Genomic DNA, 24,988 nt, shown 5'->3' with positions numbered 1-24,988 from the left:
ATGTCAGAAATCAGAATTGCTCTTGCAGGAAATCCAAACTGCGGAAAAACCACAATGTTCAACAACCTTACAGGCTCAAACCAGTACGTAGGAAACTGGCCTGGAGTTACTGTTGAAAAGAAAGAAGGAAAAATGAAAGGCATGAAGGATGTTGTTGTAACAGACTTGCCTGGAATTTATTCACTTTCACCTTATACATCAGAGGAAGTTGTTTCCCGCGATTATCTTATCAAAGACAATCCGGACGCAATCCTTGACTTGGTTGATGCTACAAATATTGAAAGAAACCTTTATCTTACAACTCAGCTTCTTGAACTTGGAAAGCCTACAGTAATTGCCTTGAACATGATTGATGTTCTTAAAAAATCAGGCGATTCTGTTGATACAGAAAAACTTCAGGCTGAACTTGGTTGCACTGTAATTGAAACAAGCGCGCTCAAAGGAACTGGCGTAAAGGAAGCTGCCGCCGCTGCAAAGAAAGCTGCTGAATCTGGAAAAGCTTTTATTCCGACTGCAGTTTTCTCAAAAGATGTTGAAGAATATATTTCAAAGATGGAAGCTCTTGTTCCTTCAACTGTAAAATCAGAATTGAAAAGATGGTACGCAATAAAGCTTCTTGAACGCGATTCTGTTGTGCTTGGACAGCTTGCTCTTTCTTCTGCGGATTCTGCAAAAGCTGAAGAAATCTCAAAGGCATTGGAAAAAGCAAAAGATGATGACGTTGAGTCAATCATAACAAATGAACGCTACGTTTACATTCAGGGAATCGTAAGCCGCTGCGTAAGAAAGTCTGGACAGAAAATGACCCGCTCAGACAAAATCGACCGCATTGTTACAAACCGCTGGCTTGGAATTCCAATTTTCCTTGCAGTAATGTGGGTTGTTTATTACATTGCAGTTTCTTCTCTTGGAACAGTTTTGACTGACTGGGCGAATGACGGACTCTTTGGAGATGGCTGGAACTTCCTTGGAATTGAAGGACTTGCTATTCCGGGAATTTCGGCTTCCGTGGAAGAAGCTCTTACAAATGCCGGCGCAAACGAAGTTCTTATTGACTGCATTGTCAACGGTGTTATTGGCGGTGTTGGAGCGGTTCTTGGATTCGTTCCTCAGATGGCTGTCTTGTTCCTTCTTCTTTCTTTGATTGAAGACTGCGGATACATGGTTCGCATTGCGTTCGTTATGGACCGCATTTTCCGCAAGTTCGGTCTTTCTGGAAAATCGTTTATTCCGCTTCTTGTAGGTTCTGGCTGTGGCGTTCCTGGAATTATGGCAAGCCGCACAATCGAAAATGACAACGACAGACGTCTTACAATCTTTACTACTACTTGGATTCCTTGTGGAGCAAAGCTTCCTGTAATTGCGCTTATCGCTGGTGTTATCGGTGCAAAACTCACTGGATGGGACGGCGGTTCTCTTACACTTTTGATGTATGTAATCGGAATCGGAGCTGTTGTAATGGCAGCAATTATGCTCAAGAAAACAAAGCCTTTCCACGGAAAAGCCGCGCCTTTCGTTATGGAGCTTCCGCAGTATCACCTTCCGCAGCTTAAGACAGTTCTCATGCACACTTGGGAACGCCTTAGAGGATTTATTGTAAAAGCCGGAACAATTCTTTTCGTTGCTTGTCTTGTAATCTGGTTCCTTTCTTCTTACGGATTCGCTTCTCCAAAAGATGAAGTTGTAGAAAACGGCGAAGTTGTTGAAGAGGCAGTTGAAGGCGGATTCGGACTTGTTGACGCAGACGAATCTTTGCTTGCTGACGTTGGAAATGTTATCCGCTACGTATTCAAGCCACTTGGATTTGGTGAAAAAGTTGGCGGCTGGCAGAGCGCGGCAGCTAGCTTGTCTGGATTCAGCGCAAAAGAAGCGATTGTTTCTACAATGGGCGTTCTTGCAAATGTTGATGAGGAAAATGTTGAAGATGACGCAGTTGTTGCTGAAGCTATCAGCGGATGGTTTGCTACAGCGTTGGCAGCCTTTGCATTCCTTATGTTCAACTTGCTTGATTCTCCTTGTCTTGCCGCAATTGCTACAATGGCAAACGAGCTTAAGAGCCGCAAATGGTTCTGGTTTGCAATCTTGTTCCAGAATATTTTCGCTTACGTTTTGACATTGATTGTTTACCAGCTTGGAATGCTTTTTGTTCACGGACACTTTGGCGTGGGAACTGTATTCGCTTTTATTTTCCTTGCAGGAATTATTTTCGCTTTGTTCAGAAAAGATCCTTACAAGGGACAGTACTTTGATTCAAAGAGCGCATCATAAAAAATATGGGCGGTTCCATAGGCAAATTTTCTATGGGAATAATGATTGCCGTGCTTGCAGTTCTTTATGTTATGTGTGTCGCGGTAATCACAATCGTAGAAAAAATAAAAAAGCATAAACAAAAAAAGGATGAAGCTTGAGAAAGTTTTGTTCTTGAACTGAATAAGGCTTTCTGGGAATTTTTTCTTGGAAAGCCTTGTTTTTTTTATAAAGTTTATTTATTTTTTTTCAGAGGCTGATTATGATTGGAAACATTGTTGGAATTCTTGTGCTTGCAGTATGGCTTGTTGCTGTCATTGTTTATATTGTAAAGCAGAAAAGAAATGCCCGTTTAAGCGGAAACCACATCTGCATAGGATGTCCCGGAGCCGCTGCTTGCAAAAAATGCCATTGCAAATAGAAAAAAATTCTGTTGATTAAATTAAAAAAAAATGATAGTTTGAATTGTCAAGAAAACAGCGTTGTTGATTTTTTGATTCTCTGGAGAGTCTCCATAAATCCTTGTGGAGCGCCGAAGGGTTAAGGCTATTCAAGCCGACATCTCAGGCAAAGTGGACAGAGCATAAAAAATGTCCGTTCATCACTCTTTGGAGAGCCTGTTCAGGTAAAACTGGGCGGCTCTTATTTTTTTTCTTGCGAGGACACAAAATGTCTTTTGAAGCAATCCTCAACACTATTGATGATGTCGTATGGGGACTTCCAACCATCATCCTGATTTTTGTCACAGGTCTACTGATGACAATCCGTACCCGCGGAATCCAGTTCACAAAATTCGGACGCGCCTTCAAGGGAATCTTTAAGGAAAATGAAGGCCACGGCGAGCTTTCGGGATTCAGCGCGCTCTGCACGGCTCTTTCCGCCACAATCGGAACCGGAAACATTGTCGGAGTCGCAACCGCTATTCTTGCAGGTGGTCCGGGAGCTCTTTTCTGGATGTGGTTCATGGCGATTCTGGGAACTGCCACAAAGTACGCGGAATGTATGCTTTCAATCAAATACCGCGAGGTCAAGGAGGACGGACACGTTCTGGGCGGACCTTTCTATGTGATTGAGAAGGGAATGGGCAAGAACTGGAAATGGCTTGCGGTTCTTTTTGCAATTTTCGGAACGCTCGTAGGACTTTTCGGAATCGGAACTTTCACTCAGGTAAACGGAATCTGCGGCGCGGTTCAGAACGCTTTTGACCCTAACAAGTCTGTGGTCGCATTCACGCTCGGCGGAAACTCATATTCCTGGGCGACTGTAATCGGCGGCGCGGTAATCACAATTTCCGTAGCCCTCGTTGTAATCGGCGGTTTGAAGAGAATCGCGAAGGTTGCCGAAAAAGTTGTTCCTGCCATGGCGATAATCTACGTGTTCCTCGGTCTTTCAGTTCTTATCATGAACGCGACAAAAATTCCTGGAGCTTTCGCGCTCATATTCAAAGGAGCGTTCGGTGCGGACACTGGAATGCAGGCTCTTGCAGGCGCGACAGCCGGAACAATAATCAGAATGGCGATGCAGAAGGGAATCGCGCGCGGAATCTTCTCCAACGAGGCCGGTCTCGGTTCAGCTCCGATTGCGGCTTCCGCAGTTCAGACAAACGAGCCTGTCGAGCAGGGAATGGTAAACATGACCGGAACAATCATCGACACTCTTGTTATCTGCACGATGACAGGACTTTCAATCGTGATTGCGGGCGGCGATGTATGGAACAGCGGACTTTCAGGAGCGGCACTCACTTCGGCTGCGTTCTCAAAAGTTCTCGGCGGCGACCAGCATTCGGTTCAGTTCCTGCTCATGCTCTGCCTTGTGTTCTTCGCGTTCACGACAATCCTCGGCTGGGACTACTATTCAGAAAAATGTCTTGAGTACCTTTCAAACGGAAACATGACGGTCGTAAAAGTCTACAGATGGCTCTACATTCTTGCGGTTGCAATTGGACCTTACATGACGATTTCCGCGGTCTGGACAATCGCTGACATCACGAACGCGCTCATGGCAATCCCGAACTGCATCTCGCTGATTGTTCTCAGCGGCATTGTGGCAAAGGAGACAAAGGCGTATTTCGACAGAAAGCCGACACTTTAATGTTGCGTTAAGTTTCATTTTTAGAGGCATGGTGTGTTTTGCATCATGCCTTTTTTTCTTGCAACTTTTTTTATAAAATTGTGTCTTATATTTTAAGAGGTTACAGATTATATGAACCAGATTGTTTCGCCTGCTGCACAGGTTATTGTTTCAATTATTCCGATTGTTGGAATTTGTTTTGCGGCATCAATTATTTTTTTCGCCTTGTTATGGAAGCACCACGAAAATGTAATGCTGATTCAAAAAGACTCGTACAATCCGCCGAGAATTGACTTGCGGAATTTTTCTTTGCTTTTGGGACTTTGTCTTGTTGGCGTGGGAATTGTTCTTTCATTGATGTTTGTGCTTTTAAAGCATCTTTCCTGGGGACTTTTAGGCGGACTTATTCCGCTTGCAGTCGGCATAATGCTTTTGCTTTTCCACAGGATTTCAAAGTAATTTTTTAGTTTTAGTTTTTATCTATGAAAAAAACAATTTCTTCGTCTCTGGAAAATCTTGTTATTAGAAAACGTGATTTTTACTATGTGCAGGAAACCTTGAACGGTTCTTCCCGTGCGTTTTCCAAGCTGACGGGTTTTTACTATAAGCGTATTTTTGCAATTGGAATGCGGTTTTTTCATAATCAGGCTGACTCTGAAGATTTTGCACAGAATGTTTTTTTGAAGGCTTATGAAAAACTTTCAAGCTTTAAAGGCGAAAGTCTTTTTTCAACTTGGCTTACAAGAATTGCCTTTACAACTGCGATGAATCAAAAGGAAAGAAGCCACGATGCGGAAACTCTTTCTGATGAAAATTTGATTCCGGGAAAAATAAAAACGCCTGAGGAAGAACTGATTTATTCTGCAACTGTGGAAGCTGTAAAAGGCTCTCTTGAAATTTTGCCTGAACGTTATGCTGAATGTGTGCGGCTTTATTTTTTCAACGGAATGAGCCATGAGGAAATTTCAAAAGCTACAGGAATTCCTGTAAACACAATCAAGTCGCATATTTTCCGCGCAAAAAAAATTCTTGGAAAAAAGCTGGAGGATTATAAATGAAAAAGAACTGCGACTTTTATATGGATGAATTTTTCGCCTTGGATAAAAATGAGCGGCTGCCTGCAAGTCTTACTGTTCATCTTTTGTTTTGCAAAAAATGCAGAAACTTTGTAAGAAAATTTTCACTGCTTGAAAAAAAATGTTCCAAGGAAAACATGAAAAAAATTTCATGCGACTCAAAGAATGTTGTTGAAATCATGCGCCGCCTTGATTCAGCTTATGAAATGTACAACTTGCAAAAAGAGCGTGTTTCTATGCGGCAGTGGCTGGTGGCTGGCGCGGCTTTGATTTTGTGCGTTGTTCTTTTTGAAATGCTTGCGTTTTTTGCTTCTGCAGAATTTTTTGTTTTTCCGTTGTCGCTATTTTTTGCGTTTAGTATAATTATGTATTGTGCAGCTTTTGTTGGAACAAATATGGATTTTTTCATTAAAAAGTGGAAAATCCAATGAAAAACTGATATAATCTTGGCATGGAAATTTTGAACTCTCTACCCGGAACACCACTTCCACTTGGAGCTTCTGTTGCTAAAGACGGCGTTAATTTTTCAGTTTTTAGCCGGAATGCCACAAAGGTATTTTTGGAATTTTATTCTGCCAGCGAGGACAGCGAGCCTTATGCTCAAGTTGAATTCAGTCCTTCTGAAAATAGAACCGGCGATATTTGGCATGCGTTTGTGCCTGGAATAAAGCCCGGCTCTCTTTATCTTTTTAGGGTAGACGGACCGTTCGAGCCTTCAAAAGGCCATAGGTTCAATGTGCATCAACGCCTTTTTGATCCTTATGCAAAGGCGATTACTCCAGTTTCTGTTTTTTATAATCTTCCGCCTGACTATTCTGCGCCGCTTGACAAGAATGACATCGAGCATGGAAAAAATCAGTGCGCAAAAGTTTTTCCAAAATGCGTTGTTGTTGACAATGAAAATTTTGACTGGCAGGGAGACAAGCCGATTAACAGGCCTTTGTCAGAAAGCGTAATTTATGAAGTTCATTTAAAGGGCTTTACCGCTGGAAAAAATGCCGGAGTTTCTTGCCCTGGAACTTATGCTGGCTTTATTGAAAAAATTCCTTATCTTAAAGATTTGGGAATTACTGCGGTTGAGCTTCTTCCTATTTTTGAATTTGATGAATTTGAAAATTCAAATGTGAACCCGCGCACTGGCGAACGGATGAAAAATTACTGGGGCTACAGCACAATAAATTTCTTTTCACCGAAAGCTTCTTTTGCGGCGGACAAAACTCCCGGTGGCTGCGTAAATGAATTTAAGGCTTTGGTTCGGGAACTTCACAAGGCTGGAATCGAAGTTATTCTTGACGTTGTTTTCAATCACACTGCGGAAGGAAACGAGCATGGAGTCGCTTTGAATTTCCGCGGATTTGAAAACAGCGTTTACTATACTCTTGTTGGCAGCCACAAAGAATACTACATGAATTTTTCAGGCTGCGGAAACACCGTGAACTGCAATCATCCTATCGTAAGAAATTTTATAATTGACAGTTTGCGCTACTGGGTTTTGAACTATCACATTGACGGATTCAGGTTTGACCTTGCTTCAATTTTGAGCAGAGGACAGGAAGGCGAGCTTTTGAAATTTCCGCCGCTTACAAATGCAATTGCAGAAGACCCGGTTCTTGGCAAAACAAAAATAATTGCAGAGCCTTGGGATGCTGGCGGAGCTTATCAGCTTGGAGGATTCCCCGGCGGAAGATGGGCTGAATGGAACGACCGCTTCCGTGATGATATAAGAAGATTTTGGCGCGGAGATGAATATGTTTCTACAAATGCGGCTACAAGAATCAGCGGCTCAAGCGATTTGTTTACAATTTCTGGACGCGCTCCGTATCACAGCATAAATTACGTTTGCTGCCATGACGGTTTTACAATGAACGATTTGGTAAGCTACAATGGAAAGCATAACGATGAAAACGGTGAAGGCAACCGCGATGGCTCAGACTCAAACTGGAGCTACAATCACGGTTACGAAGGTCCTACATTGAATCCTGTAATCGAAAAAATGCGAAACCGACAGATGCGCAACTATATGCTTACAATTTTGATTTCGCAGGGAACACCGATGCTTTTGGGCGGAGATGAATTCCGCAGGGGACAGCAGGGAAACAACAATGCGTATTGTCAGGACAATGACATCAGCTGGTTTGACTGGGGAAACTGCGGCTTGAATTCTGCGCTTGTCTCGTTTACAAGAAAAGCAATCGAACTAAGAAAAAATCATCCTGTTTTCCGCCGCACTGAATTCTTTAAAGGCAGCATGGCAGGAAAGCAGCCGGACATTCAGTGGTACGCCGCCGATGGAAGCAATCCGGACTGGAGCAAAATTTCAAGATTTCTTGCATTCAGGCTTTTGGGAACATTTGATTCCGGGGCAGGAAAAATTTCCGACAACGATTTTTTTATCGCTGCAAACACAGACCGTCAGGATATAATGCTTAGAATTCCGGCTATTACGGATTCACGCAAATGGTATAGAGTCGCGGACACTTCTATTGAAGATGAAACGTCGCTTCTTTCTGTGGAAAATGCTGAAACTTTGCTTTCTCAAGACCGCTATGTGCTTCCTGCCAGCTCTATGCTGATTCTGGTTGCAAAATAAAATCGGGCGGGAACTTGAATAAGGAAACGTTTCCATATTATACTAGGTAAACATAATGCCGTTTTGCTTTTTAGCTTAACAGGCTGATTGGAGGAATATAAAAATGACTTTTGATGCAGAGCAGTTTAAGGAAAATCTCACAGCCCGTCTGCGCCGCCAGTATGGAAAAGACATCACACAGGCAAATAAGCACGACTTGTTTGATGCAGTAAGCGCGAGTGCGCTTGAAATTATCATGCCAAACTGGATGAATACCCGCAAAGAGTATGAAGCTAAGCCTACAAAGCAGCTTTATTATTTGAGCGCAGAGTTTTTGATGGGACGCGCGCTGGGAAACAACCTGATTAATTCTGGCATTATGGAGCAGGTGAAAGATGTCCTTAAAGACATGAACATCAGCTATGACTTTATTGAAGACGAAGAGCCTGATGCTGGTCTTGGAAATGGCGGTCTTGGTCGTCTTGCGGCTTGCTTCCTTGATTCACTTGCAACTCTTGAATATCCAGGACATGGATACGGAATCCGCTATGAATACGGAATGTTTGAGCAGCACATCATCAACGGCGAGCAGGTTGAATTCCCTGACAACTGGCTTAAGCACCGCGATCCTTGGGAAGTAAAAAGAAGCGACCTTGCTGTAACTGTAAAATTCGGCGGACAGATTAAATATGGAAAAACTCCTGACGGACAGGACAGATTCTATCTTGAAAACGCAGAGGAAATTACAGCGACTCCTTACGATATGCCGATTGTTGCTTACGGTTCAAACAATGTAAACACATTGCGCTTGTGGCAGGCTTCAAGTCCTAACGGATTCGATCTTCAGCTTTTCAATGATATGCAGTACCACCGCGCAGTTGAACGCCAGAACGATGCTGAGAATATCAGCCGTGTTCTTTATCCAAATGACAATGGTCCTATGGGAAAAGAACTTCGTTTGCGCCAGCAGTATTTCTTTACTTCTGCATCTCTTCAGGATTTGGTTCATCACTTTGTAAATACTTACGGAGCTGATTTCTCAAAGTTCCCTGAATATCATGTTATTCAGCTTAACGACACTCATCCAGTAGTTGCAATTCCTGAGCTTATGAGAATTCTCATTGATGAATACAATGTGGGCTGGGACGATGCTTGGAGCGTTGTTCAGAAAACTTTCGCTTATACAAACCACACAATTCTTTCAGAAGCTTTGGAAAAATGGACAATCGAAGTTTTCCAGAAACTTCTTCCGCGTATTTATCAGATTGTTGAAGAAATCAACCGCCGCTTTGTAATTGAGCTTCGCCAGCAGTTCCCTAACGATTATGAAAAGCAGAACCACATGGCAATTATCCATGACGGAAAAGTTTATATGGCATGGCTTGCAATTCATGCAGGTTTCAGCGTAAACGGCGTTGCTGCCCTTCATACAAAAATTCTTAAGGAGCAGGAACTTAAGGACTGGTACAAAATTTATCCAGAGAAATTCAACAACAAGACAAACGGCGTTACACAGAGAAGATGGCTTTTGTTCGCAAACCCAGAACTTTCTGATTTCATTACAAAGAGAATCGGACACGGCTGGGAAAAAGAGCTTTCTCTTCTCAAAGGCCTTGAAAAATATGTTGATGACGACGCTTCTTTGGAAGAACTCATTGCAATCAAACGCCACAACAAGGAAAAGCTTGCTGAATACTTAAAGCATAGCCAGAATGAATTCCTTGACCCGGAAAGCATTTTCGATACACAGGTAAAGCGTTTGCATGAATACAAGAGACAGCTTTTGAACGTGTTCCACATCATGTATCTTTATAACAAGATTGTGGAAGATCCAAGCTATAATCCTCCTGCACGCACATTTATCTTTGGCGCAAAGGCAGCTTCTGGTTACCGCCGCGCAAAGGCAATTATCAAGCTTATCAACACTGTTGCAGAAAGAGTTAACAATGACCGCCGCGTCCGTGGCAAGCTTCGTGTTGTGTTTGTTGAAAACTACCGCGTTTCAGTTGCAGAAAAAATCATTCCGGCTTCTGATGTTTCCGAGCAGATTTCAACAGCAGGATTTGAGGCTTCTGGAACTTCAAACATGAAGTTTATGATGAACGGCGCGCTCACAATCGGAACTTTGGACGGCGCAAATATTGAAATCGTTGAAGAGGCTGGAGAAGACAACGCATTTATCTTCGGTCTTAAGGCGGACGAAATTGTCAAGATGAAGCAGGAGCATTCTTACAATCCTACAAAATATCTTGACAGAAATCCATCTCTTGCAAAAGTTGTAAATCAGCTTGTTGACGGAACTTACGATCCAAGCGGACTTTTGTTCAAGGAACTTCACGATTCGATTGTTTACGGTGTTGAAGGACAGCAGCCTGATGTTTACTTTATTCTTGCTGACTTTGATTCTTATGTTAAGGCTCACGAAAAACTTGCCGCTGAATATGCTGACAAAAAAGCCTGGGCAAGAAAAGCTTTAATCAACATTGCAAACAGCGGAAAATTCTCAAGCGACCGCACAATTGAAGACTACGTAAAAGACATCTGGCACTTGAAGAAAGTCGTTGTAAAATAACTTTTGGCACTGGGTTTGTTCAATAAGTTAAAATGTCATTGCCGGACTTGATCCGGCAATCTAATAAACTTTGTGTTGGCAAAGACTTTTTGACACAAGCCCGAAAATGACATAAAAGTTGCTTTTTGAATAACCCGTTTCGGCTCCGTGTGGATTTTTCTGCACGGAGTTTTTTTATTTTGGGTTTGTCCAAGCCGTATTGACAGGGCAAACGCATTATAAATAATTTAAGTAAAGTTTGCGCGAGGGAACGGTTCCTTGGGCAAAAACACTCTGATTGTTGCGACCGCGTGAGCGGGTAATTCTATAGTTACTTTGCAACAATCAGTGTGTAGCGCATTATTGTGCGATTTTGAACCAGGAAACCGTGCCTGGGAGCCAGTTTTATGCTGAATACATTTATAATGCGTTTGCCATGGCCGTATTGACCTTTAGACTGAAAACTTATTATCTTATCCGCTATGGAAAAACGTGAACTTTCTATTATTTTTGGAGCGGGACTGGTTCTTACTGCCGCAATCTGGGGATTTGCTTTTGTTGTTGTAAAAGACAGCTTGGATTTTGTCGGACCTACTTGGATGGTTGCAATCCGCTTTACAATTGCCGCTGTCTGTTTCGGCTTGATTTTTATAAAACGGTTTAAGCATTTAAATAAAGACATTTTTTTTCACGGATGCTTTTTGGGAGTTCTTTTGTTTTTGGGCTATCTTACCCAGACAATTGGCTGCAATTTTACAACTGCCGGAAAAAACGCTTTCCTTACAACTTTTTATGTAATTCTTGTTCCGCTTATCGGCTGGCCAGTTTTTAAGAAAAAGCCGGGCTGGTATGTCTGGGTTGCGGCGGCTGTGGCTCTTACAGGAATCGGCTTGCTTGCTCTTGACGGAGACGGTGCCTGGTACATCATGAACCGCGGAGATGTTCTTACTTTAATCTGTGGAATTTTCTTTGCGCTTCATATAATTGCAGGTTCATTTTTTGTAAAGAAAGAAGATGTGATTCTTCTTACATTTTTTCAGTTTGCGGCTAGCGGAGTTCTGGGATTTGTAACTGCGCCTTTTTTAGACGGAAACTTTGACATTTCACTTATAAAAAATTCAACGGTTGTTGTTTCCATGCTTTACCTTGGAATTTTCAGTTCAATGGTTTGCTTTGTGCTTCAGAACGTCGGATTGAAATATGTTCCTTCTGCGCTGGCTTCTCTTTTTCTTTCTTTGGAAAGCGTTTTCGGAGTTCTTTGCAGCTGCATTTTCCTTGGTGAACGCCTCACGCCAAAAATGTTCGTTGGCTGCGCCTTGATTTTCTGCGCAATAGTTTTGGCAGAAGTGATTCCGAATTTAAGGCAGGACAAGAAATAATTCGATTAGGAATTTGCTTTGAGTTTTCAGCAGATTATCGGGTCAAGCCCGATAATGACAGTAATGTGTAAAACTCGACATTAGATAAAATGATTTTTAATGACATAAAATCATCTTGTGTCATTATGACATTTTTTGAAAAAGTGTCTTGATAAAATCTTTTATCCGTGCTAGTCTTTTCTCCAGTTAAACTTTATGTTTATTGGAGTAACTATTATGAAGAAAATTGCTTTGCTGGCTTTTACCGCTGGTCTTGGATTTGCTTTTGCAGGCGGTGTAGATAACAAGACAAATTTGAATCAAGGCTACATGAGAAATCCTAGCCGCAATACAGAAACTTTGCGTCCGGAAGCTGTTTTGTACAATATCGGCGGAACAGCATTTATGAACGACGGACTTTACTTTGAGCTTGGAAACCAGTTTGTTTTAAAGAATTACGCTGACAAACTTGACGGACAGAAATTTGAAGACGATGAAAACGTTTACTTTTATCCAAATGCTGAGGTTGTCTACAAGAAAGACAATTGGGCGGCGTTCTTTGGCTTTGGCGTTTTTGGCGGCGGCGGAACTCTTGACTACAGCGACGGAACCGGACTTACTTCATTGGCGCTTAAACAGGGAATGGCATCTGCTGTAAAAGCGAAAGTTACTGAGGCGGTTATGGCTGGAAAACTTACGCTTGCACAGTCTCAGGCTTATGCCCAAAAACTTTTGGAGCAGCTTTCTTCACATTCTCTTGAAGTTTATTCAGTTCAGCTTGGAGAAATCCTTGGCGCTTCATATAAAATCAACGACATGGTTTCTGTTGCGGCGGCAGGAAGATTTATGCACGGTGAGCAGAACATTACACTTAAATGCGACGGCTTGAAGTCAGTTAACGGCGGAAGCTCAAAAATCGGCTATGAGTCAAACGGATATGGATTCGGCGGAATTTTCGGTATTCATATCAAGCCTTGGAATACTCTCGATGTTGGAATTCAGTATCAGACAATTACAAAGCTCAAGTACAAATACGATGACTTGACTGGTGCCTATGCGTCTTCTTTCCTTAACGCAGATGAAGGCGACAACTTTAAAAATGATTTGCCGGCAGTTTTAAACCTTGGCGTAGGCTACACTTTCTTTGACAAGCTTAATGCCAGCATGAGTTTCAACTATTATTTCAACAAGCAGGCTACAATTGAAAGTCCGATTGACCGCTCTGAATATGACTACGATGATTCTTGGGAAATTGCTCTTGGAGCGGACTACAGACTGAATGAGCAGCTTAGCTTTGGAACTGGATTTTCTTATGGAAAGCAAGGCGCAAAGTCTGATGTAAACAATGTCTTCAGCCCGGTTCTTGACAACTTTGTTATTGGTGCTGGTGTTGAATATTCGCCTGTAAAACTTGTTACAATTTCCGGCTCTGCGATGTACTGCAAATATTTCAGCGAGGATTACAAAAAAGCAGGATACACAATGGAACTTTCAAAGGATGTTGTAATGCTTGCGTTGGGTGTTACTGTAAAACCTTTCTAGGAAAAATCATCCGGACTTGCAACTTCAAGGGCTGCCGATGCTAAGTTTTCATTAAGCTTGCTTCGTGCGGCCTTTTCTTTTGTTGTTCCTGCAGCTCCAATTGAAAGCCTTTGTTTTTGAAGCAAAGCGTTTTGCTCTTGGAAAAGTTTTTTTGCTGAAACTAAAATTTCCTGAGCGGCTTCTTCTGTTACTTTTAGAGTCTCTGCAATTTCGTTTTCATTTGATTCTGCAAGGCTTTTTAACGTTCCGAATTTCTTCATTAAAAGCGCGTCTCGTTTTGGACCGATTCCGTGTATTTTTGTAAAAGGTGAAACTGTGTTTTCTTTTGTCCTAAGCTCTTGGTTTCGGCTTGTGGCAAATCTGTGGGTTTCATCCCGCACACGCTGAAGCAATCTTAGAGCGTCGCTTCGTTTTGGAAGACAGATTGGCGTGCTGTTTCCGGGGCGGTAAATTTCTTCATCGCGCTTTGCAAGACCTGCGATTGGAATATCAAGGTCAAGCGATTTTAAGATGGAATCAACAGCATTTACTTGCCCGATTCCGCCGTCGATTAAAATCAAATCAGGCAATTCTTTTTTTTCGTTTACAAGCCTTGTGTACCTTCTTGAAACTGCCTCTTTCATTGAAGCAAAGTCGTCTATTATTCCGTCCGTTGTTTTCAGCCTGAAATATCTGTAGTTTTTCTTGTCTGGATTTCCGTTGTAAAAACTGATTAAGCTGGCCACTGGAAATTTTCCGCCGATATGCGCAATATCAAAGCCTTCAATTCTTGCAGGAAGACTTGGAAGCGACAGTTCTTTTTTAAGCTCTTCCATTGCCGGGAAGTCTCCGCGCTCCCTCATTCTGCGCACTATGTCTTCTTTTGCATTTTGCTGAGCCATTCCTATTGCGGCTTTATGGACGCTTGGTGAATTTTCATTTACCGCGACTATTTCAGTTTTGATTCCGTAGGTTTCAAAAATCCACCGCTTCATAAATTCAGTTCCGTCGCTTTGCATTATATAAATCTGCGGAGGAATAAGCTCTTTTTCATTGTAATATGAAGCCATGAATTCCGGGATAAGCTCCGAGTCTTCGTTTAGGCTTACGGTTCTGTAATTGTCTCTGCCAAGCAGTTTTCCGCCGCGCATTTTTAGAACTGTAAAACTTACAAGCTCGCCTTCGCGCCAAGGAGCAATGTAGTCTTTGTTTGTGCCTTCAAAATTTTCAACAATGTTTCTGTGCTGAAGAATTTCCAATGCTTTGATTCCATCGCGCAACCTTGCGGCTTTTTCAAAGTTCAAGTTCTTTGCCGCTTCCTTCATCTGGGCTTGAAGTTTTTTTACAGTTTCTTCGCCTTTGCCCTCAAGTAGCGAGCAAATTTCTTCGATAAATTCATTATAGGTGGATTCGTTTGTTTTTTTGCAGCACGGAGCTTTGCATCTTCCTATGTGGTAATACATGCACGGAAAATTTTTTTCGCGGAACTTTTTGCATCTTCGCAGCGGATAGATTTCATAGAGCGTTTCTAAGAATGAATCCAATGCCGAAGCGTCAGGAAACGGTCCGAAATAAATTGAGCCGTCATGCGTTATGTTTCTTGTTTTAAAAAGGCGCGGAAATTTTTCTTTTGTAACTTTTATTACAGGATAAGATTTTCCGTCCTTCAGGCTGATATTATAGCGCGGTGAATATTTTTTTATGAGGTTGTTTTCGAGAAGGAACGCTTCATATTCATTGTCGGTTGTAATATACTCAATAGAGCGGGCGCGGCTTATAAGCAGTCTTGTCTTTATGTCCTTGTTTCCGCTGAAATACGAAGTGAGCCTGTTTTTTAAATTTTTTGCTTTGCCTACATAGATTACGGTTTGTTCTTCATTCCGCCAAAGATAAACTCCGCTTTTTAACGGTGCCTTTAGCGCGGTTTGATGGAGAATCTCTCTATGTGAAAGTTTTGGCGTAGAATTTATTTTATGGTCGTTCATATTATGAATAAAAATATTTTGATTGCAATTATAGCATTTTTTTTCGCGCTTTTGAATACTGCCTTTGCCCAGGAAAAATCCATTGTGCTTGGCGGAAAAGATGGATGGCCGGCACTTTCAAAAATGGATGGAATTGTTCAGGGAAAGGGCAGGTTCGGTTATGACGCGATGGTTCTTGCCACAAACAGCAGGCCTTTAGATAAAGATACAGATCTCCTTATTAATTTTGAAAACAATGAAGTAAAAGACGTTTCAGGAAATTATACTGTTACAAGCAACTCTTTAGTTCCTGCAGAAAAATCTTTTATGGGAAAATATTCAGGGCTTTCACGTGGAACTGGCGGAGTGCGTTTACGCGGCAAAGGTGATACGATTTTTGGAAAGCAAGGGCAGGGCGGCTCAATCACAATTGAATTCTGGCTCAAGCCTTCAATTGCGGAAAACGGAGAAATTGTTTTTTCATGGCGGTCATCAAGAACTGTCGCAGGGTATCCGCTTTACCAGATGATTACGGCAAGCTTCTTTGGAAATCATCTTGAGTGGTCTTTTACAAATGTTTTCAACGGATATGTTAAAGACGGCGGAGAAATAACACTTTCAAGCTACACGACAATAATTCCAGAAATTTGGATGTACCACGCCATTCACTTTGATCAGGATACAGGAGCGTTTGAATATAGAATCAACGGCAAACTTGAAGACTTAAAATATGTTACAACTTCTGGGCATGAAACTGGCGGCTCTGTGTATTCTCCAATTATGGGAGTTCCTGCCGACATTGATATTTGCCCGCAGTACACTGGCCTGATTGACGACTTTAGAATTCAGCGCGCATCAAAAAGTGAAGTTTCAGAAGACCTTAGAATTGACAACTATAAAATTTCAGGCGGAAGATTTGAAACAGAGCCGGTTCTTTTAAGCCAAGGTTCAAGCGTTGTAAGCATTGATGCAATTGTGGACAAGCCTTCAGAAACTGGAGTTGAATTTTTTATCCGAAGCGGAGACAACTTTTATAACTGGACGCAGGATTTCCCTGAATGGATTCCTGTAAAGCCTGAAGAAAAAATTGAAAATGTTTCTGGACTTTACTTTCAGATTGCAGCGGAATTGTATCCAGACGGAAAAGGCTCGCGTTCTCCTTCTGTTACACAGCTAAGCATAAACTACAAAGAAATTCCTTCGCCTCTTGCTCCGTTCAAATTGACAGCTGTTCCAATGGACGGCTCTGTGGTTTTGACTTGGCCTTATTCAGTTGATGACAGCGTTGGCGGCTACTATATTTTTTATGGAGAGCGTCCGGGCGAATATTTAGGCAGAGAAGCCTTGGAAGGTCAGTCTCCTATTGATGCAGGAAATTCTGTTTCTATAAAATTAAACGGCTTGAAGAACGGAAAAATTTATTACTTTGCAATAGCCTCTTACTCAAAATATGACTCAAGAATTATGGGCGAACTTTCTAAAGAAGTTTTTGCCCGTCCTTCAAGAAAATAGGAAGAAAGTTATGGATAACGAGAGCAAGCGAAACAATGGAATTTTGGACAGAGCGAATGCCGCGATTCTTTCCAGGGATTTTGAACAGGCAGCCCGCATTTACAGAGGACTTTTAAAAAGCGATCCTCAGAACATTGAGCTTCTAAGTTCCTTGGGAAATCTTTATGTAAAAAGCGGAGATGATGAAAAAGCTCTTGCATATTTTAATGAAATTATCCGCATTGATTCAAAAAATGTTGAAGCCTTGAATTCGCTTGGAGGTGTTTACCGCCGCCTTAAAAAATACGACGATTCCATTTCTGTTCTTGAGCAGGCAGTTATTGCCGATGAGTCAAACGTTCAGTCTTTTTACAACTTGGGCTTTACATTCAAGCTGATGGGAAAATATGACGATGCCCTTAATTGCTTTAACAGAGTTGTCGAGGAAAATCCGGAAGATGTTCTTGCGTTCAACCATATCGGCTCAATTTACGCGTTGAAAAATCAGCCCAAAGACGCTGTGTCTTCTTATCTGCGCGGACTTAAAATTGACCCGAACCATCCGATTCTTCATCTGAATCTTGCGAAAAGCTATGACTCTCTTGGAGAATTTGAAAAAGCCCAGTCTGAATATGAAGCCGCCTTAAAAACAAAACCGGGCTGGCTTGAAGCTATAGAAAATTACGCCGACTTGCTTTTGAAAAAAAACAAGACACGCAATGCCGGCGAGCTTGTAAGGCACGCTCTGAATTTAAATCCAAAAGATGCCGCCATGCACACAAAACTTGGAGATGTCTACACAAAGCAAAGCGACTTTGATAATGCGGAAGTTGAATACAATGAGGCGCTAAAAATCCGCCCGGAATTTTCAAAGGCACTTTCTGGACTTGCATCTACTTACGAATCAACTGGAAGAAATGAAGATGCTCTTGAAATAATGGACCGCATGGAAACAGCATCTCCAGAAGATTCCTCAATGCTTTGCCAGTATGCGCATATTCTTTTGAGCGCAGACCGAATTGAAGAAGCTGGAAAAAAAATTCAGTGCGCCTACGAAAAAAATCCAAGCGATGTCCATGTTCTGAATCTGCTGGGGCAGTATTACATTTGCATTGGAGACGAGCGCAAGGCTTCCGGCTGCTTTAAAAAGATAAAGGCGTTGAATCCTAGCTATTCTGATTTTTACCGTGAAGGCGGAATGCGCTATTCACAAAAAGGCGAGCTAAAAAAAGCGGAAGAATTTTATCTTCGCTATATCGCTCAAAATCCAGAAAACGTAGACGGTCTTCATTCTATTGCAAAAAATTACGAGGCGCAGGGAAATCTTACTCAGGCAATGTCCACTTACAAGCAGATTGAAAAATTCGATTCAGAAAACAAAGCTTGGAAAAATGGCATTGAGCGAATAAACAAAAGGCTTCTTGACTCTACAAATATTTTTGCAAACGCAGGAAATTCCATTGAAGATGAATTTGGAGATGCAGACGAAAACTTTGAAATTGGACTTGGTGAAAAAACTGAATCTCCAGAAATTTCTTCTTCTGAAATTGGACAGCTGCCTTCTGCTCCAAGTGAAATAAAAACTGAAACAGAATCCATAAGCGAACCAGAGTTGGAATTTGAAAATCTTCAAAATGAAGAAGTCGCCGTTGAAGAAGTTTTTTCAGACGGAAAACTTGATGCTGAATCAGAAGATAATGACAAGGAAAAATATTCCCAGAGCCTTGACAATTTAGTTCCAGAAGAATATCAAGACGAAGATGTTGGCGGGCTTGAAGAAGACGAAACAAGCGCAGAAGATTTTTTTGCTCAGAATCCATTTTCATCCGGAGACAAAACTTCTGCTCCCAAAGAGAATTCTTTTGAACCCGATTTTGAAACAGAAAGTTTTGACTTGGAAGAAGAAAAGCCTGCTGTAACTTCTATTCCGCTTGAAGAAAAAAATGCAAAGAAAGAGCTTCCTAAGCGTGAATATAAAATGCCGGAAGAAAAAATTCCTGCGCCGCAAAAAACAGAACCAGAAGTTCCTGTGCAAGAAGAAGAAATTTCTGAGCCGGAAGAATTTATTGATGATGAAGATTTTTCTGAAGATGACATTTTTGATTTGCCGGAACAGCCTGCTGATTCAACTGAAGATTCCGAAGATTTGTTTGAAGATGAAAACTTGAACTTTGAAGATGATGATTTTGGTGAAGAGGAAAAAGACCTTGCGGCTCAAGAATTCTTTATGGAAAGCGACGCGCCTGAAAAATCTATAGAGCCGCTTCAAGTTGCAAACGAAACAGACTCTTTAAATTTGAGCGATGAAAGTGCTGCGGATAATATAGAAGAGAAAAACGAGAACGATGAAAAATCATTAGAAAATTCCCAGACGCAGCTTTTTAAGAAATTAAAGTCATTGTGCCGTTATCTTCCAGAACAGCAGAAAAAGAATTTTCTTGAAAGCAAGACAAATCTTCAGCTTGAATATATAATTTCGCGCCTGTCTGGAAAGCAAGGTCTTTTTGCTTCCGCGGAAAATGCAAGAAAAAATTCTGGCTTTGTTCCTTCCGCACAGGAAAACGAAACCGGCATAAAGCTTCTTTTAAAAGTTATTTTGTGCTTAAAGGAGCTTGTAAATTATATTCAGGATGAACAAATTTCAACTTTGCTTTCTGCGGAAATAAACAGGATGTCAGAAATCCTGCTTCCGTATTCAGGCGAATAAAAAGCGGGCTGTGTTGATTTCTTTTATTCATTGTGATATTTTACAGTATGAAAGTTGCTATCTTTTTAGGTTCCAAGTCTGATTTGGATACAATGAAAAAGTCCGCTGATGTTCTAAAAGAATTTGGCGTTGAATACAAGGCTTACGTTATTTCTGCGCACAGAGCAGGAGATTTGCTTGTAAAAACTATTGCAGCTGTAGAAAAAGAAGGCTGCGATGTAATTATTGCAGGCGCAGGACTTAGCGCGGCTCTTCCGGGTGTTATCGCCAGCCGCACAGTTCTTCCTGTTGTAGGCGTTCCTCTTGAATGCATTAATCCAGGAAAATCAAACGGACTTGCGGGAATGGATTCTCTCCTTTCTATTGTTCAGATGCCGCCGCAAATTCCTGTTGCAACTGTCGGAATCGGAAATGCAAAAAATGCTGCCTACCTTGCGCTCGAAATCCTCGGAATCAAATATCCTGAAATAAAAACAAAGCTTATAGAATTCCGCGCAAATATTACTGCCGATGCAGAATCAAATGGCGGTTCAGGAATCGAACTGTAATTTAATAAATATCTAATGGAAAAAAAATGAAGTGCTGTGAATTTCTTGTTGAAGAAGAGGAAGACAAGCTGCGCGATGAATGCGGTGTTGTCGGAATTTATTTGAATCCACCTAAGCAGGGCGAACCAGAAAAAAAAGAATATGTGGCTTATTCTGCCAGCGACTTTAACGCCGCGACTCAGGCTTATTATGCGCTTTACGCATTGCAGCACCGCGGACAGGACAGCGTTGGAATTGCTGTAAGTAACGGCGAAGATATTTCCATTCACAAGGCAATGGGAACAACTGCGGAAGTCTTTAAGCCGGAAAACCTTGAAGCCTTAAAAGGAAACATTGCCTGCGGACACGTCCGTTATGCAACAGCAGGAAGCGCGACTTTGGAAAATGCCCAGCCGCTTCTTTTAAAATCAAAGCTTGGAGCAGTCGCAGTTGCCCACAACGGACAGCTTGTAAACTACGAGCAGCTTCGCGAAATGCTTGAAGATTCAGGAAGCACATTTTCTTCTACAAGCGACACAGAAGTTATTTTAAAGCTTATTGCAAAGTCTTACAAAAAAGGACTTGAGCGCGCTCTGACCGATACAATCCAAATGATAAAAGGCTCTTTTGCGCTTGTTGTTTCAACAGAAAAATGTCTTATCGGCGCAAGAGACCCAAATGGAATCCGTCCGCTCTGCCTTGGAAAAGTTGAAAACGGCTGGATTCTTGCAAGCGAAACTTGCGCAATTGATTCTGTAAACGGAACTTACGTGCGCGACATTCAGCCTGGAGAAATCGTAATAATAAACGAAGACGGAGTTCTTTCATTTGAATTTGGAGAGCGAACTTCCAAACGGACTTGCGTTTTTGAATACGTTTACTTTGCGCGCCCAGACAGCATAATCGACGGAATCCCAGTTACAGAAGCACGTGAAAAAATGGGCGCCTGCCTTGCACGTGAAAGCGGAGTTCCTGCTGATGTTGTAATCGGAGTTCCTGACTCTGGAATTGGCGCTGCCCAGGGATATGCAAAAGAAGCCGGAATTCCCTATGCAAGCGGAATCATAAAGAACAAATATATAGGACGCACCTTTATTGCGCCGACTCAGCGTGAGCGTGAGAACATGGTTTTTGTAAAGCTCAATGCTGTAAAATCTGTTGTTGACGGAAAAAGAGTTGTTGTAATCGACGACTCCATTGTGCGCGGAACAACAAGCCGCCGCCTTGTACAGATTTTAAGACGCGCCGGAGCAAAAGAAGTTCACTTTAGAATTTCAAGTCCGCCTGTAAAATTTCCTTGCTACTTCGGAATCAACACACCAACTAGAGGCGAGCTCATTTCAAGCATTCACAACGAAGAGGAAATCTGCAAGGAAATAGGTGCTGACAGCTTGGCGTTTATTAGCGCGGAAGGAATGCTTGATGCCTGCCGTGAATGCAATCCAGAACAGTACGGATTCTGCAAAGGCTGCTTTACCGGCGAATATCCAATTTCTGTTCCAGGCGAGCTTAGCGGAAAAAAGATTTCTGACTAAAGGTTTTAATCTTCTGCAATAGATTCCCGCATCAAGTGCGGGAATGACATCGCACTCTGTCATTGTCGGGCATGGCATTTTGTCATTATCAGACATGGATTCTGTCATTATCAGTATTGCAGTTTGTCATTATCGGGCTTGACCCGATAATCTTTTCCCATTGCTTAAAAATGGAATTTCAAGCCGAGCGCAAATCCGTTTGTGTTGTAGTCAAGAATTTCATTTTCCTGTCTTTTCCAGGCGGCGTAAATTTCAAGAGGACCTGCGACCATGTATCCAAGTTCCAAGTGTGATTCTGAAATTGCGCAGCTTTCATCTGTGTAGCCTGAAACAACTGCGACTGAAGCTCTCCATTCAAGAATGCATTTTGGAATGATGTAGGACTTTAAGATTATTCCAAGTCCAGGACCAGAAGCTCTGTCATGCTCAGGCTCGATTATAAAAACTTTATTCCATTGAAACATTATGGATGCGCAGATAAAGTTTGACTGAAAGATAAAGAACTGTCCGCCAAGCTTAAGGTTTCCCATGATGTCGTCTTTGTTCGTTTTTGCGATGTGCTGGTATTCAATTACCGGTCCGATTATATGGTAAAGAACGCCTTCAATGCGAGTTTCGCTCCCTATGAATTTTTTTGCGGGAAAACTGAATGCGCCTGTCTCTACTTCCATTCTCCAGAACTTTCCGGAAGTAGGCTCGTCATCAGAGCAAAAATTTATAAAAGGCTCGTTGTTGTAGAAAGGATATTTTCCGTAGAAAATCAAAAAGTTTTCAGCTATAAGCATATCAACTAAGAGACCAAAAAAACTATCGCTGGATTCTTCTTCGTCTGTAACAGAATTTTCCCAGCTCCATTCTTTTTCTTCTATTTTAATTCTACTGCTGTTGAAAATAAGCTCTTCCTTTGAAAACGCCGGCATAAAAAGAGCGGACATTAAAATTGCAACTAAGCTGATTTTTTTTATCATTACAAGTTTCTCCAAAGTGTATTGTTTATAACAAATGTTATTTGTAACTTATAATTTACTGATTGTCAATGAGTCATTTTCTGTAAAAAAAAGCATATATATAATGCATGGAAACAAAAGAAAACGTTATGCTTTTGGGAATACTTGAAAAAGATGCCGAGCCAATTCTTAATAAAGAAAAAGAGCTCGGCTGTCTTCTTACTGTAAAGTCCAAGTCCAGAACTCACAAAGTGGAAGTATTCTCAAGCCTGCTGCCGGTTTTATATAAAAAAGCCTTAAAGAATACCCGCGTGCTTGTTCCGGCTTGGAAAGACAAAGAAAAATTCTGCGCGTCTATTGTTTATCCTGCCTGAAAATCTTGAACGTCCAAGGAAAGCCATTTTAAGAGCGCGCTAAAAAGCTCCCGCCTTTCAAGCACATTGAACCTTTCTTTAAGCCTATGAAGGCAAGTCTGTATGTACCTTTCCTTGCGCCTTGTAAGCGACTGCATTTCTTTTAAGGACAATCCTTCCGCAATTGCAAAGACAAGCAGCCTGTTTGTTTCGCTAAGGGATTCTATGTTTATAAATCTGCCTAAAAGATCTGTCTCGGTTTTTCTCTGCGCCGACTTTGACATAAACTTCTTTTTTATTCTGCAGAACTCCGCGCAATGAGCAACGTCTTCCATGCTTTCCGGGCAGAAAAGAAGCGAAATGTTATCCAGCTTGCGGACAATGCTTAGAAAAAGAGCAGTCGGAGGTCTCTCTGAATAAAGCGTTATATAAAGCTTTTTTTCTCTTAGAATAAGAAGAGCTTCAAGAGCCTTTCTTTCATCAGCCGTGCACCCAATAAGAACTTGGTCAGTTTCCTTAATTTCCTTGCCCTTAATTTTATGGCTTTCAAGGTACTCAGAAGCATAAGACGGACAAAGAACCCTGAACACAGGAATATGCATTGCATACTCCGACCTTGAAAAATTAACAATATATAATTTGCTCATATATTATTATCGGAGTAACTACACATACTCTGCCGGAATCGCAATCACTCCTTTTGCAACAGAAACCGGCTTTCCGCAGTTGCAGACAATGCACGGCGTAGCGACTTCCACATTCTTGATTCTGCCTGTGATAAAAAAATTCTTCGCGTCGTCTGTTTTTGGTGTGGCGGTCTTCTTTATTTCAACAGGATAGACTGTATTGTTCAGAAAAATAATCAAATCAATTTCGATTTTATCCTTGTCCCTGTAAAAATAAAGCGGCGGCTCAATTCCAGCATTGCAGAAAGACTTAAGCACCTCGCCAACAATGTATGTTTCAAAAAACGCGCCCGACATAGCACCGGAGCGAAGCACATTTGAATTCGTCCATCTTGTAAGATAGGCGGCAAGTCCTGTATCAACAAAGTAAAGCTTGGGAGTTTTTACAACACGTTTTTCAACATTCACTGAAAAAGGCGGCAGCAGATAAACAAGCCCCGAAGTTACAAGAAGAGAAAGCCATTTTTTCGCCGTAACCTCGCTTATTCCGACCTCGTTTGCAATGTCTCCGTAATTCACAAGCTGCGCAGTTCTTGCCGCGACAACCGCAATAAACTGGAGAAACTGCATCTCGTCTGCAACTTGAGTCAAACTCCGAATATCACGCTCGATGTAAGTTTTCAGATAGCTTGAGTAAAAATCATTCGGCGAGACATTGCCTTTTGCAACTTCTGGATAGCCTCCTGTAAAAATTGAATTCCAAGTTTCCGAAGCAGAAAATTCCTTTCCGAAAAATTCACTGTTTCTCTGCAAGATGTATTCTCTTGAAGGAATAAAAGGCTGATTAAAGCTGTCGCCTCGTTTTTCACGTGCAGAAAGCGGATAAAGCTGCACGATTCCGATTCTGCCAGAAAGACTTTCTGTAGCTCTTTCCATAAGCCTAAACTGCTGGCTTCTTGTCAGATAATACATTCCATTGTGCCGGTTCTTGTCAATTTCGATTTTTAAATACCGGAACAACTCTGGAACATACTGAACTTCATCAAACAAGAAAGGGCTTGGGTGAAAATCAATGAACGACTGCGGATCGTTTTTTGCGGACTGCTCCTCCGTCGGGTCGTCAAATGTAAGATAACTGACGGATTTTTTGTCCGTTACGTTTTTTAAAAGAGTTGTCTTTCCAGTCTGCCTTGCTCCCGTAACAAGCACTGCCGGGAACGACTGGGACATCCGTTCTATTGTTTTTTCTGCATGACGCTCTATAAAAACCATATTTTCTTCCAAAATTAAATTTCGTGGGATAATCCAAAGTGGCAGTTTGGATTATCCCACGAAAAAAGAAAAAAGACAAGATGAGAATATTTGGTTTGTGTTGGAATTTCTAAAGAGAGTATTCCTAAAGCCTTGAGTAAGTATTCCTAAGACCCTGAGTGAATATTCCTAAAG

20 protein-coding genes and 1 riboswitch are annotated in these 24,988 nt (G+C 41.7%); of the genes, 16 read left to right on the top strand and 4 right to left on the bottom strand.

The genetic code is table 11. From position 1 onward, the window contains the following. The 11 genes from feoB (at position 1) to Q0N70_RS03770 (ending at position 13,413) form a co-directional block, all read left to right on the top strand. Positions 1-2,268 (top strand): ferrous iron transport protein B, encoded by a 2,268-nt coding sequence (gene feoB / locus Q0N70_RS03820; RefSeq protein WP_294014021.1) that lies wholly within the window; start codon positions 1-3, stop codon positions 2,266-2,268. Between the two features lie 5 nt (positions 2,269-2,273). Further along, entirely contained in the window at positions 2,274-2,408 is a 135-nt protein-coding gene (locus Q0N70_RS03815; RefSeq protein WP_294014019.1) for a hypothetical protein, read from the top strand. A gap of 101 nt (positions 2,409-2,509) precedes the next feature. Further along, positions 2,510-2,668, top strand: a complete 159-nt coding sequence (locus Q0N70_RS03810) for a hypothetical protein (RefSeq protein ID WP_294014017.1) — start codon at positions 2,510-2,512, stop codon at positions 2,666-2,668. 70 nt (positions 2,669-2,738) lie between these two features. After that, positions 2,739-2,837: riboswitch (glycine riboswitch) on the top strand. Positions 2,838-2,916: 79 nt separating this feature from the next. Next, on the top strand, positions 2,917-4,338 hold the full coding sequence (locus tag Q0N70_RS03805) for a sodium:alanine symporter family protein (RefSeq protein WP_294014015.1): 1,422 nt from the start codon (positions 2,917-2,919) through the stop codon (positions 4,336-4,338). A gap of 111 nt (positions 4,339-4,449) precedes the next feature. After that, entirely contained in the window at positions 4,450-4,776 is a 327-nt protein-coding gene (locus Q0N70_RS03800; RefSeq protein WP_294014013.1) for a hypothetical protein, read from the top strand. 23 nt (positions 4,777-4,799) lie between these two features. Further along, positions 4,800-5,375 (top strand): sigma-70 family RNA polymerase sigma factor, encoded by a 576-nt coding sequence (locus Q0N70_RS03795; protein ID WP_294014011.1) that lies wholly within the window; start codon positions 4,800-4,802, stop codon positions 5,373-5,375. After that, on the top strand, positions 5,372-5,824 hold the full coding sequence (locus Q0N70_RS03790; RefSeq protein WP_294014009.1) for a hypothetical protein: 453 nt from the start codon (positions 5,372-5,374) through the stop codon (positions 5,822-5,824). Before Q0N70_RS03795 ends, Q0N70_RS03790 begins: the two co-directional genes overlap by 4 nt. 20 nt (positions 5,825-5,844) lie before the next feature. Then, positions 5,845-7,983 carry a glycogen debranching protein GlgX gene (gene glgX / locus Q0N70_RS03785; RefSeq protein ID WP_294014007.1) on the top strand — a complete coding sequence of 713 codons (2,139 nt, stop codon included), beginning with the start codon at positions 5,845-5,847 and terminating at the stop codon, positions 7,981-7,983. A 103-nt stretch (positions 7,984-8,086) separates the two neighbouring features. Next, positions 8,087-10,534 (top strand): glycogen/starch/alpha-glucan phosphorylase, encoded by a 2,448-nt coding sequence (locus tag Q0N70_RS03780; RefSeq protein ID WP_294014005.1) that lies wholly within the window; start codon positions 8,087-8,089, stop codon positions 10,532-10,534. A 461-nt stretch (positions 10,535-10,995) separates the two neighbouring features. After that, a complete protein-coding gene (locus Q0N70_RS03775; protein WP_294014003.1) occupies positions 10,996-11,892 on the top strand; it encodes a DMT family transporter in 897 nt (298 codons plus the stop codon). Between the two features lie 216 nt (positions 11,893-12,108). Further along, positions 12,109-13,413 carry an OmpP1/FadL family transporter gene (locus Q0N70_RS03770; protein ID WP_294014001.1) on the top strand — a complete coding sequence of 435 codons (1,305 nt, stop codon included), beginning with the start codon at positions 12,109-12,111 and terminating at the stop codon, positions 13,411-13,413. On the opposite strand, the gene uvrC is transcribed toward Q0N70_RS03770, so the two are convergent. Then, complete coding sequence (gene uvrC, locus Q0N70_RS03765) at positions 13,410-15,377, bottom strand: excinuclease ABC subunit UvrC (RefSeq protein WP_294013999.1); 1,968 nt, start codon at positions 15,375-15,377, stop codon at positions 13,410-13,412. The two genes, Q0N70_RS03770 and uvrC, sit on opposite strands and share 4 nt — an antisense overlap. Here uvrC and Q0N70_RS03760 point away from each other — a divergent pair. The 4 genes from Q0N70_RS03760 to purF are packed head-to-tail and all read left to right on the top strand — an operon-like array spanning position 15,366 to position 21,616. After that, a complete protein-coding gene (locus tag Q0N70_RS03760) occupies positions 15,366-16,868 on the top strand; it encodes a fibronectin type III domain-containing protein (protein ID WP_294013997.1) in 1,503 nt (500 codons plus the stop codon). The two genes, uvrC and Q0N70_RS03760, sit on opposite strands and share 12 nt — an antisense overlap. A gap of 10 nt (positions 16,869-16,878) precedes the next feature. Further along, positions 16,879-19,554 carry a tetratricopeptide repeat protein gene (locus tag Q0N70_RS03755; RefSeq protein WP_288757317.1) on the top strand — a complete coding sequence of 892 codons (2,676 nt, stop codon included), beginning with the start codon at positions 16,879-16,881 and terminating at the stop codon, positions 19,552-19,554. Between the two features lie 47 nt (positions 19,555-19,601). Then, positions 19,602-20,102 (top strand): 5-(carboxyamino)imidazole ribonucleotide mutase, encoded by a 501-nt coding sequence (gene purE, locus Q0N70_RS03750; RefSeq protein WP_294013995.1) that lies wholly within the window; start codon positions 19,602-19,604, stop codon positions 20,100-20,102. 26 nt (positions 20,103-20,128) lie between these two features. Continuing rightward, entirely contained in the window at positions 20,129-21,616 is a 1,488-nt protein-coding gene (purF, locus tag Q0N70_RS03745) for an amidophosphoribosyltransferase (RefSeq protein ID WP_277078296.1), read from the top strand. Between the two features lie 164 nt (positions 21,617-21,780). On the opposite strand, the gene Q0N70_RS03740 is transcribed toward purF, so the two are convergent. Next, positions 21,781-22,584: a hypothetical protein gene (locus Q0N70_RS03740; RefSeq protein WP_277300433.1), complete on the bottom strand. Its 804-nt coding sequence runs from the start codon at positions 22,582-22,584 to the stop codon at positions 21,781-21,783. Between the two features lie 107 nt (positions 22,585-22,691). Between Q0N70_RS03740 and Q0N70_RS03735 the strand changes: the two genes are divergently transcribed. Further along, on the top strand, positions 22,692-22,937 hold the full coding sequence (locus tag Q0N70_RS03735) for a hypothetical protein (protein WP_273467324.1): 246 nt from the start codon (positions 22,692-22,694) through the stop codon (positions 22,935-22,937). Here Q0N70_RS03735 and Q0N70_RS03730 read toward each other — a convergent pair. Together Q0N70_RS03730 and Q0N70_RS03725 are read right to left on the bottom strand one after the other, a co-directional pair. Continuing rightward, positions 22,925-23,563 carry a hypothetical protein gene (locus Q0N70_RS03730; protein ID WP_277078298.1) on the bottom strand — a complete coding sequence of 213 codons (639 nt, stop codon included), beginning with the start codon at positions 23,561-23,563 and terminating at the stop codon, positions 22,925-22,927. The genes Q0N70_RS03735 and Q0N70_RS03730 overlap by 13 nt on opposite strands. A gap of 18 nt (positions 23,564-23,581) precedes the next feature. Further along, positions 23,582-24,814 carry an ATP-binding protein gene (locus tag Q0N70_RS03725; protein ID WP_294013984.1) on the bottom strand — a complete coding sequence of 411 codons (1,233 nt, stop codon included), beginning with the start codon at positions 24,812-24,814 and terminating at the stop codon, positions 23,582-23,584. Positions 24,815-24,988 lie beyond the last annotated feature (174 nt).

This window comes from uncultured Treponema sp., from assembly GCF_945873775.1.
Lineage (GTDB): Bacteria > Spirochaetota > Spirochaetia > Treponematales > Treponemataceae > Treponema_D.
The sequence above is the reverse complement of the archived record's forward strand: the minus strand, read 5'-3'. Positions and strand labels throughout refer to the sequence as shown.

Coding starts and splice junctions, on each gene's coding strand:
- Q0N70_RS03755 (WP_288757317.1), top strand. CDS start 16,879: ATGGATAACGAGAGCAAGCGAAACAATGGAATTTTGGACAGAGCGAAT.
- Q0N70_RS03815 (WP_294014019.1), top strand. CDS start 2,274: ATGGGCGGTTCCATAGGCAAATTTTCTATGGGAATAATGATTGCCGTG.
- Q0N70_RS03725 (WP_294013984.1), bottom strand. CDS start 24,814: ATGGTTTTTATAGAGCGTCATGCAGAAAAAACAATAGAACGGATGTCC.
- feoB (WP_294014021.1), top strand. CDS start 1: ATGTCAGAAATCAGAATTGCTCTTGCAGGAAATCCAAACTGCGGAAAA.
- purE (WP_294013995.1), top strand. CDS start 19,602: ATGAAAGTTGCTATCTTTTTAGGTTCCAAGTCTGATTTGGATACAATG.
- Q0N70_RS03760 (WP_294013997.1), top strand. CDS start 15,366: ATGGTCGTTCATATTATGAATAAAAATATTTTGATTGCAATTATAGCA.
- Q0N70_RS03805 (WP_294014015.1), top strand. CDS start 2,917: ATGTCTTTTGAAGCAATCCTCAACACTATTGATGATGTCGTATGGGGA.
- Q0N70_RS03770 (WP_294014001.1), top strand. CDS start 12,109: ATGAAGAAAATTGCTTTGCTGGCTTTTACCGCTGGTCTTGGATTTGCT.
- glgX (WP_294014007.1), top strand. CDS start 5,845: ATGGAAATTTTGAACTCTCTACCCGGAACACCACTTCCACTTGGAGCT.
- uvrC (WP_294013999.1), bottom strand. CDS start 15,377: ATGAACGACCATAAAATAAATTCTACGCCAAAACTTTCACATAGAGAG.
- Q0N70_RS03810 (WP_294014017.1), top strand. CDS start 2,510: ATGATTGGAAACATTGTTGGAATTCTTGTGCTTGCAGTATGGCTTGTT.
- Q0N70_RS03800 (WP_294014013.1), top strand. CDS start 4,450: ATGAACCAGATTGTTTCGCCTGCTGCACAGGTTATTGTTTCAATTATT.
- Q0N70_RS03775 (WP_294014003.1), top strand. CDS start 10,996: ATGGAAAAACGTGAACTTTCTATTATTTTTGGAGCGGGACTGGTTCTT.
- Q0N70_RS03790 (WP_294014009.1), top strand. CDS start 5,372: ATGAAAAAGAACTGCGACTTTTATATGGATGAATTTTTCGCCTTGGAT.
- Q0N70_RS03730 (WP_277078298.1), bottom strand. CDS start 23,563: ATGAGCAAATTATATATTGTTAATTTTTCAAGGTCGGAGTATGCAATG.
- Q0N70_RS03780 (WP_294014005.1), top strand. CDS start 8,087: ATGACTTTTGATGCAGAGCAGTTTAAGGAAAATCTCACAGCCCGTCTG.
- Q0N70_RS03740 (WP_277300433.1), bottom strand. CDS start 22,584: ATGATAAAAAAAATCAGCTTAGTTGCAATTTTAATGTCCGCTCTTTTT.
- Q0N70_RS03795 (WP_294014011.1), top strand. CDS start 4,800: ATGAAAAAAACAATTTCTTCGTCTCTGGAAAATCTTGTTATTAGAAAA.
- Q0N70_RS03735 (WP_273467324.1), top strand. CDS start 22,692: ATGGAAACAAAAGAAAACGTTATGCTTTTGGGAATACTTGAAAAAGAT.
- purF (WP_277078296.1), top strand. CDS start 20,129: ATGAAGTGCTGTGAATTTCTTGTTGAAGAAGAGGAAGACAAGCTGCGC.